Annotated in this window: 7 protein-coding genes; 3 read left to right on the forward strand and 4 right to left on the reverse strand. The window is 66.5% G+C overall.

The genetic code is table 11. The annotated features are described in order from the left end of the window. Position 1 precedes the first annotated feature (1 nt). Positions 2 to 256, forward strand: a complete 255-nt coding sequence (locus tag XF30_RS39420) for a hypothetical protein (protein ID WP_244608977.1) — start codon at positions 2 to 4, stop codon at positions 254 to 256. Here XF30_RS39420 and XF30_RS18890 read toward each other — a convergent pair. Beyond that, positions 198 to 1,355, reverse strand: coding sequence for an MFS transporter (locus XF30_RS18890; protein ID WP_109143538.1), 1,158 nt, complete (start codon positions 1,353 to 1,355; stop codon positions 198 to 200). The genes XF30_RS39420 and XF30_RS18890 overlap by 59 nt on opposite strands. A gap of 164 nt (positions 1,356 to 1,519) precedes the next feature. Here XF30_RS18890 and XF30_RS18895 point away from each other — a divergent pair, with 164 nt between their 5' ends. Further along, positions 1,520 to 2,779 carry an adenylate/guanylate cyclase domain-containing protein gene (locus XF30_RS18895; protein WP_036014983.1) on the forward strand — a complete coding sequence of 420 codons (1,260 nt, stop codon included), beginning with the start codon at positions 1,520 to 1,522 and terminating at the stop codon, positions 2,777 to 2,779. A 113-nt stretch (positions 2,780 to 2,892) separates the two neighbouring features. Here the strand turns inward: XF30_RS18895 and XF30_RS18900 are convergent, their stop codons facing one another. Next, on the reverse strand, positions 2,893 to 4,137 hold the full coding sequence (locus tag XF30_RS18900) for an MFS transporter (protein WP_109143539.1): 1,245 nt from the start codon (positions 4,135 to 4,137) through the stop codon (positions 2,893 to 2,895). Between the two features lie 141 nt (positions 4,138 to 4,278). On the opposite strand from XF30_RS18900, the gene XF30_RS18905 reads away from it, so the two are divergent. Next, the gene (locus XF30_RS18905) at positions 4,279 to 5,631 is read left to right on the forward strand and encodes an Nramp family divalent metal transporter (RefSeq protein WP_109143540.1); all 1,353 of its coding nucleotides are present in this window, start codon (positions 4,279 to 4,281) and stop codon (positions 5,629 to 5,631) included. Between the two features lie 56 nt (positions 5,632 to 5,687). Here the strand turns inward: XF30_RS18905 and XF30_RS18910 are convergent, their stop codons facing one another. Next, a complete protein-coding gene (locus tag XF30_RS18910) occupies positions 5,688 to 6,464 on the reverse strand; it encodes an arginyltransferase (protein ID WP_036014979.1) in 777 nt (258 codons plus the stop codon). Positions 6,465 to 6,532: 68 nt separating this feature from the next. After that, positions 6,533 to 7,075, reverse strand: a complete 543-nt coding sequence (locus XF30_RS18915; protein WP_109143541.1) for an RDD family protein — start codon at positions 7,073 to 7,075, stop codon at positions 6,533 to 6,535. Between the last annotated feature and the right edge of the window lie 213 nt (positions 7,076 to 7,288).

Genomic DNA, 7,288 nt, shown 5'->3' on the forward strand with positions numbered 1-7,288 from the left:
CATGACCGGTGCGGTGTTCTGCATGGCGTTCTACAACGTGCTGTCGCGACCGCTGATGCAGCGCTCGAGCGCGCTCGGTTTTCTCACCGTCGGCATGGGCGCGGGCGCCGTCGTACTGGTGCTGGCGGGGTTGGCGAAAGGCAGCTTTGCAGCGCTCGAGCACTTCACGGCGGCGCAATGGATTGCCGGCGTGCTGGTCAATCCGGCCGCCGGCCGGTGCGGATCAGGAACAGTGCTGCCAGCGCCGAGAGGCTGAGCGCGGATGAGACGATCAGCACCTTGGCGCCCATGAGGTCGATGAGCAGGCCAAAGGCGAGCGGCGCCACCGCCTGCGCCATCCGTGCCGGCGCGCCGATGATGCCGAGGCGATAGCCGAAATCCTTCGGGCCGAAGATCGACAGCGGCAGGGTGCCGCGGGCGATCGTCAGAATGCCGTTGCCGGAGCCGTGGAACAACGCGAACGCGCTCGCCGCAGCGCCGCCGAAAATCGCAACGATCACGGCGCCGAGCGGGTGGGTGAGGCTGGCGAGCCGCGTCGACCACAGCGGATGGAAGCGGCTGAGGAAGCCGGCCTCCAGCATGCGGGCACCGACTTGCGCCGGCCCGATCAATGCGCCGGCCGCGATCGCCTCGGCTGGCGTCGCCCCCATCGCCTCCAGGATGCGCGGGAAATGCGCGGCCATCGCGCCGGTGACGGTCCAGACTGCCGCGAAGATGAAGGCGAGCAAGATCATCGTACGATCGAGCGGCACATGCGGCTTCTCGGCAGTGGCCGCCGCCTGCTTGGCGCCCTTGATCGCCGGCAACATGAAGAAATTGAGCGGCAGGCCGATCAGGATGTTGGCGGCGGCCCAGGCGAAACAGGTTTCGCGCCAGCCGATATGGGCGAGGCCCCAGGCGGTGAGCGGCCAGCCGACGGTGGAGGCGAAGCCCGCCATCAGCGTGATGCCGGTGATCGACCTGCGCGCCTCGCTGCCGTAGATGCGCCCCAAAGCCGCGAAGGCGGCATCGTAGAGCCCCATCGCCATGCCGATGCCGAGCACCAGCCAGGCGATCGCCATCACCATCACCGACTGCGATATGCCAAGCAGCACGAGGCCGGCGGCAATGGTCACGTTGGAGGCCGACAGCACCTGACGGCCGCCGACGAGATCGATCTGCCGTCCAATGCGCGGGCCCAGCATTGCGGAGATCACCAGCGCGGCCGAAAACGCACCGAAGATCCAGTTGGAGGAGACACCGAGCTCGCGCCCCATGGGATCGGCGAGCAGCGCCGGCAGATAATAGCTGGAGGCCCAGGCGAGGGTCTGCGTGGTGCCGAGCGCCAGGATGATCGGAAGCTGGCGCTGGGTCATGTCCTCGTATTTCTGATCGGCCGTGTCATCGGCGCATTTGCAGCTCGCGGCGAGAGCGCGTCAACCGCGTCTGCGGCATATTCGACCTGCTGCCCGCGGGGAGCCTTTGGGTTGTATGCAGACATCCGCCTTCCGCTCGTCACGAATGCACGCCATAATGGCGCATGCAATTGACCTCGCGCCTTACGCTGATGAACTGGCTGACCGGCCAGGGGCTCACGGGCCTGCCTGAAATTGAACTGCTCCGCGGCTTTTGCGAGCGTTGCTGCGCCGAGGGGCTGGAACTGTCGCGTGGCCTCGTCGTCATCGACACGCTGCATCCGATCTATGAAGGCCGCGGCTTCCGCTGGAGCGATCGTCCCAGCAACGAGAGCGATGCCTTCGAATACGGCTCGACCGCCGACGGCGACGCCGCCAAGAGCTGGCGCCGCTCGGTGTTCTTCCACATGCTCGAGAATGGCCACGACGAGATGGTGATCGATCTCGCCGATGCGCCGTCGATGGATTTCTCGCAGATCGGCGAGCTCGCCGAGAAGGGCCACAAGCACTATCTCGCATTCGTCCACCGCTTCGGCGAGAACGGGGCGCTCGGCCTGATGGATTGCCTCTATTCCTGCTGGACCACCCGCCGCGCGAGCGGGTTCTCCGGACTGGAGCTGGAAGCGCTGCGCGATCTGGTTCCGGTGTTGGGGCTCGCGATCAAGTCGGCGCAGCAGGTCGACATCGCGCGCACGCTCGGCCGGGTCTATCTCGGCCGCGACGCCTCCGAGCAGGTGCTGCGCGGGCGCATCTCGCGCGGCGTCACCGAGCGCATCAATGCCGTGCTTTGGTATTCGGACCTGCGCGGCTCGACCGGCATCAGCGAGAGCATCGGTCCCGACGAGATCATCCCGTTCCTCAACGACTATGCGCAGGCCGTGATCGATCCGATCCACGAAGCCGGCGGCGACGTACTGAAGCTGATCGGCGACGGCGTGCTCGCGATGTTCTGGGGCGAGGACATGGCGGATGCGCGGCGGGCCGCGCTCCGCGCCGAGCACCTGTTCCGCAAGAATGTCGCTGCGCTGAACGAACGGCGGGCGGCGGAGGGCCGTCCGACCACGTCAGCCTATATCGGCCTGCATGTCGGCGAGGTCTTCTACGGCAATATCGGCAGCGAGGACCGGCTTGATTTCACCGTGGTCGGCCCGACCGTCAACGAGGTCAGCCGCATCGCCTCGATGAGCCGCTCGGTGGATCGCGAGCTCTTGGCCTCGTCCGAATTCTACAAGGGCCTAGATGCCGCCGGCCGCCGCTACCTCGTCTCCACCGGCCGCTACGCGCTGCGCGGCATCGGCCGCGCGCAGGATCTCTACACGCTCGATCCGGAAGTCGACGCGAGCGAGCCGGTCAGGGGCAGCTACGAGCGCTATCTGGCGGGTTAGTCTCCGCGGCCTCAACAGACGCCGTCATTGCGAGCGCAGCGAAGCAATCGAGGGTCCCTCAACGGAGGGACCTTGATTGCGTCGTCGCTACGCTCCTCGCAATGCACTTGTGGTCAGCACCGCGCCGCCACCTCATCTCCCACCATGTCTGGCTGCCGGTCCAGTCCCACTGCCGGTGACAGCAGGATCACCAGCGCCTGCACGCCGAATAACGCCGCGGCGAGATAGAGGCATGCCTCCGCGCTCCAGAGGCCGCCGACGAGCGCGCCCAGCACTGAACCGAGCGGGCGGGCGCCGTAGCTCATGATGTTGATGGCGGAGACGCGGCCGAGCAGGCGCGGCGGCGTCACGGACTGGCGCAGCGTCGTGGTCGAGATCACCCATAGGATCGGGCCGACGCCGAGCAGGAAGAAGCTCAAGCCCGCGAGCCAGGGCGAGGGGACCAGCACCGTCAGCGCCATCACCAAGGCGGCGACAAAGCCGGTGACGGGGCCGAGCCCCACCACGGTGCCAAAGGCGATGCGCTTGATCACGCGCGTGGCGAGGAGCGCGCCGATCACCATGCCGACGCCGTACATCGTCAGCACCGTGCCGACACCGGCGGCGCTCAGACCGAGATGGCGCACGGCGTAGGGCACGAACACCGCGATCTGCAGGAACCAGCCGGTGTTGAAGATGAACTGGGTGATGAAGACCGGCCGCAGCAGCGGATGGTGAAACACGAAGGCCGCGCCCTCGCGGATCTCTTGGAGCGGATGCCGCCGGGGCGCCGGCGCACGTGCGGGCTCGTAGATGCCGGAGAGCAGCACGACCGCGATGGCCGAGAGCGCCGCGGCAAAGCCGAACGCCGGGCTCGCGCCCCACCACCCAACCAGCGCACCGCCGAGTGCAGGCCCGCTGGCGAAGGCGATGGTGCGCGCCAGCTCGATGCGCGCATTCGCCGCCGGCAACAAGTTGGAGCTCACCAGCGAGGGCACCAGCGCCGGTGCTGCCACGCTGTAAACGACGGTGCCGCACACGGCGGCGAAGCCGAGCAGGGCCAGCAGCGGCAGGTTGAGGGCTCCCAGCGCGAGCAGCAGCACGACGGCCGCGAGCGCCACCGCCCGCAGCGCCTCGGCGCTCGCCATCAGCCTGCGGCGGGAAATTCGGTCTGCAAACACGCCGGCGGGGATGGCGAACAGGACGAAGGGCAGGGTGAGCGCGGTCTGCAGCAGGCCGGTCTGGCCTTCGGCCACCCCCAGCGTCAGCACGGCGACGATGGGCGCTGCCGCGAGCGCGATCTGCTCGGCCGACTGCGCTGCGAGATTGGACCAGGCGAGGCGGTTGAAAGTGTCAGGAAGGCGAGGCGGCGTTGACATGGCGCATATCCCGTAGAGGCGAATTTGCGCCAATGTTGGCCCCCGATGACCACCAAACCCACCCGCTTCCCGAAGAATGCCCGCCGCTAGATGCAGTTGCAAATGAGTTGCAATAAGAATGAACTTGGGTATTCTGCCGATATGGATGCCCGATCACCCCACATAACTCCCGACCTCGCCGGCTGGCGCGCTGATGCGCCCACCACCAAAAGCCTCGCTGAGGTTAATTCCACCGTTGCCATTCCCGCCGCGGGCCGCTGGTGGCGCCGGCTGCTGGCCTTCGTCGGGCCGGGCTACCTCGTCTCGGTCGGCTATATGGACCCCGGCAATTGGGCGACCGATCTCGCCGGCGGGTCGAAGTTCGGCTACACGCTGCTCTCCGTCATCCTGATCTCGAACTTGATGGCGATCCTGCTCCAGTCGCTGGCGGCTCGGCTCGGCATCGTCACCGACCGCGATCTCGCGCAGGCCTGCCGCGCCTCCTATCCCCGGGTGGTGAACTTCCTGCTCTGGCTCGCCTGCGAGGCGGCCATCATTGCCTGCGATCTCGCCGAGGTGATCGGCACGGCGATCGCGCTGAAGCTGCTGTTCGGCATTCCCCTGATTGGCGGCGCATTGATTGCAGCCCTCGACGCCTTCCTGCTGCTGCTGCTGATGAACCGGGGCTTCCGCTTCCTGGAGGCTTTCGTCATCGCGCTGCTGGTGGTGATCGCCGTTTGCTTCGCGGTGCAGATCGCGGCGGCGGCTCCGCCGGTGGCAGAGGTCTTGCGGGGCTTCGTGCCCAAGAGCGAGATCTTCACCAATTCCGACATGCTCTACATCGCGATCGGCATCATCGGCGCCACCGTGATGCCGCACAATCTCTACCTGCACTCCTCGATCGTGCAGACGCGCGCTTATGAACGCAACGACACCGGCCGGCGCGAAGCGATCAAATGGGCGACGACGGACTCGACCATCGCGCTGATGCTGGCGCTGTTCATCAACGCCGCGATCCTTGTCGTCGCTGCTGCGACCTTCCACAAGAGCGGCCACTCCGACGTGGCCGGGATTGAGCAGGCGTTCGAGCTGCTGTCGCCGTTGCTCGGTCTCGGCATCGCCTCGACGCTGTTCGCGGTGGCGCTGCTCGCCTCGGGCCTCAATTCGACGGTCACCGCGACGCTCGCTGGCCAGATCGTGATGGAGGGCTTTCTCGACCTGCGCCTGCCGAGCTGGGCGCGCCGCCTCTTGACCCGCGGCATCGCCATCATTCCCGTGATCATCGTCACCGCGATCTACGGCGAGCGCGGCACTGCGGATTTGCTTGTGTTCAGCCAGGTCGTGCTGTCGATGCAGCTGCCTTTCGCGGTGATCCCGCTGGTGCGCTTCGTCTCGGATCGGCGCAAGATGGACAAGTTCGCGATCCCGATGTCGGTTGCCGCGGTCGCCTGGATCGTCGCGGGCATCATCGTGATTTTGAATCTGAAGTTGCTGGCAGATACGTTCTTTGGGTGAGTGGCGAATGGCGAGTAGCGAGTGGGGGCGTTCTCCTATTCGCTACTCGCCATTCACTAATCCTGCGGCTCGGACGCCGTGTCGCCCTGCGCGTCGATGCGCAGCCAGCCTGAGGGGGCGAGGCGCTGCTGCGGCAGGAAGCGGGCCTTGTAGTCCATCTTCTTGGAGCCTTCGATCCAGTAGCCGAGATAGACGTAAGGCAGCCCTTGCCGTCGCGCACGGGCGATATGGTCGAGGATCATGAAGGTGCCCATCGAGCGGCTGACCTGGCCAGGCTCGAAGAACGAATAGACCATCGACAGGCCGTCGCTGAGAACGTCGGTGAGCGCCACTGCGATCAGCTCCTCGCCGCGGCCGGTGATGCCGCTGTCGGGGCCGCGCTTGCGGTATTCGATGATGCGGGTCTCGACGTGGCTGTCCTCGACCATCATGGCGTAGTCGAGCACGGTCATGTCGGCCATCCCGCCGTGGCGGTGGCGGGCGTCGAGATAGGCGCGGAACACCGAATATTGCTCGGAGGTCGGCACCGCGCTGCGCTGCTCGCCGATGATGTCGGCGTTGCGGGCCATCACCTTGCGGAAGTTGCGCGAGGGGCGGAACTCGTTGGCGATGACCCGGACCGAGACGCAGGCCCGGCACTGGTCGCAGGCGGGACGGTAGGCGATCGACTGGCTGCGGCGGAAACCGCCATGGGTGAGCAGGTCGTTGAGGTCACCGGCGCGGTCCCCGACCAGATGCGTGAACACCTTGCGCTCATGTCGGCCCGGCAAATACGGGCAGGGTGAGGGCGCCGTGAGGTAAAACTGGGGGGTGTCGCGCGAGTGCTGGGTCAAGGGACGTCGTGGGCCTCCGAAACAGGCATCAGCATCGCGCTCCAAAAGCCCCCGGTCAATCGATTAGCTCACCACGTCCGCGCCGCCTGCGGAGTGGGTATGCGAACCGAATTGTTGATCACGACTGTTCCCAGCACGAAATCGTGCAGCAGGCGACGGCGGCCGTTGAACAGGCCGACCAGCACCACGAACGGCGACAGGAACGAGACCGTCACCCAGAACAGCACGGCATGGGTGGCGCCGAGCACGAAGTAGCCGGGCGCGCCGTACCAGGTGCGCAGCTCCAGGTCCATCAGGCGCATGCCGACCGTGGCGGAGGAGGCACCGCCGATGCTGGCGCCGTAATAGACGATAGCCCAGATCACGGAGGCCGGCCAGGCGATCCAGAACAGCGCCCAGCCGATGCCGAGGGTGACCACGCCGAACAAGGCGATGAAGCTGTAGCCGAGGATCACCGGCACCGAGATCACGACCATGTCGATCAGGAAGGCGAACACCCGCCGCGTCGCGACGCCCCGGAACAGTTCCGGATGCAGGTCAGGGTCGTAGGCATGCGGTTGCATGGCGCCGTCATTGCGCCAGCCGCCTGAATTGCCCGAGTTGTACGACATGGTCCGTTCTCCCAGCGAAGCTCCCCTCGCAGGACATGGGAACAGGCCATGCCCGTGCCAAGGGCGCGCGGGCGGCAGCAAGCCGAAATATTCCGGCGATTCGGGGGCGGTGATCGGGCGGTCCTGTAGGGTGGGCAAAGGCGCGCTTGCGCCGTGCCCACCATTGCCCGCCGACTTACACGATGGATGAATCGGTGGGCCCGCTTCGCTTGG

The organism is Bradyrhizobium sp. SUTN9-2 (assembly GCF_003122645.1).
In the GTDB taxonomy this organism is placed as follows: Bacteria; Pseudomonadota; Alphaproteobacteria; order Rhizobiales; family Xanthobacteraceae; genus Bradyrhizobium; species Bradyrhizobium yuanmingense.

Excerpts from the sequence above, each read along its gene's own strand:
- XF30_RS18895 (WP_036014983.1), top strand. The coding sequence starts at position 1,520 with ATGCAATTGACCTCGCGCCTTACGCTGATGAACTGGCTGACCGGCCAG.
- XF30_RS39420 (WP_244608977.1), top strand. The coding sequence starts at position 2 with ATGACCGGTGCGGTGTTCTGCATGGCGTTCTACAACGTGCTGTCGCGA.
- XF30_RS18890 (WP_109143538.1), bottom strand. The coding sequence starts at position 1,355 with ATGACCCAGCGCCAGCTTCCGATCATCCTGGCGCTCGGCACCACGCAG.
- XF30_RS18905 (WP_109143540.1), top strand. The coding sequence starts at position 4,279 with ATGGATGCCCGATCACCCCACATAACTCCCGACCTCGCCGGCTGGCGC.
- XF30_RS18915 (WP_109143541.1), bottom strand. The coding sequence starts at position 7,075 with ATGTCGTACAACTCGGGCAATTCAGGCGGCTGGCGCAATGACGGCGCC.
- XF30_RS18900 (WP_109143539.1), bottom strand. The coding sequence starts at position 4,137 with ATGTCAACGCCGCCTCGCCTTCCTGACACTTTCAACCGCCTCGCCTGG.